Origin of the sequence: Streptomyces cupreus (assembly GCF_014257025.1) — a bacterium.
Taxonomy (GTDB): domain Bacteria; phylum Actinomycetota; class Actinomycetes; order Streptomycetales; family Streptomycetaceae; genus Streptomyces; species Streptomyces cupreus.
Map to the genome: position 1 here is coordinate 1 of NZ_JACMSF010000168.1, position 1167 is coordinate 1167.

The 1167-nt window shown below is 70.2% G+C and carries 1 protein-coding gene; it reads left to right on the top strand.

The window, feature by feature from the left end:
* The coding region (gene glyA / locus H4N64_RS44125) for a serine hydroxymethyltransferase (RefSeq protein ID WP_186288255.1) at positions 1-1167 on the top strand (1167 nt) is incomplete at both ends.

A 1167-nucleotide genomic window follows, 5' to 3' on the forward strand; every position in this document is an offset into this window, starting at 1 on the left:
GCCCCTGCACGAGCTCGACCCGGACGTCGCCGCCGCGGTCGACGCCGAGCTCAACCGCCAGCAGTCCACCCTGGAGATGATCGCCTCCGAGAACTTCGCGCCGGTCGCGGTCATGGAGGCCCAGGGCTCGGTCCTCACCAACAAGTACGCCGAGGGCTACCCGGGCCGTCGCTACTACGGCGGCTGCGAGCACGTCGATGTCGCCGAGCAGATCGCCATCGACCGGGTCAAGGAACTGTTCGGCGCCGAGTACGCCAACGTCCAGCCGCACTCCGGTGCCTCGGCCAACCAGGCCGCGCTGTTCGCGCTGGCCCAGCCCGGCGACACCATCCTGGGGCTGGACCTGGCCCACGGCGGCCATCTGACCCACGGGATGCGGCTGAACTTCTCCGGCAAGCAGTTCAACGTGGTCGCGTACCACGTGGACGACTCCGGTCTCGTCGACATGGCCGAGGTCGAGCGGCTCGCCAAGGAGCACCGCCCCAAGGTGATCATCGCCGGCTGGTCGGCGTACCCGCGGCAGCTGGACTTCGCGGAGTTCCGCCGGATCGCCGACGAGGTCGAGGCGTACCTGTGGGTCGACATGGCCCACTTCGCCGGTCTGGTCGCGGCGGGGCTGCACCCGAACCCGGTGGAGTACGCCGACGTGGTGACGTCCACGACGCACAAGACCCTCGGCGGTCCGCGCGGCGGCATCATCCTCGCCAGGAAGGACTTCGCGAAGAAGCTGAACTCCTCGGTCTTCCCTGGCTTCCAGGGCGGGCCGCTGGAGCATGTGATCGCGGCCAAGGCGGTCTCCTTCAAGGTCGCCGCCTCGGAGGACTTCAAGGAGCGCCAGCGGCGTACGGTGGAGGGTGCGCGCATCCTTGCCGAGCGGCTGACGGCCGCCGACGCCCGCGAGGCCGGGGTGAACGTCCTGTCCGGCGGCACCGACGTCCACCTGATCCTGGTGGACCTGCGCGAGTCCGAGCTGGACGGCCAGCAGGCCGAGGACCGTCTCCACGAGGTCGGTATCACGGTCAACCGCAACGCCGTCCCGAACGACCCGCGCCCGCCGATGGTCACGTCCGGTCTGCGCATCGGCACGCCCGCCCTGGCCACCCGCGGCTTCACCGCCGAGGACTTCACCGAGGTCGCGGACGTCATCGCCGAGACGCTGAAGCCGAC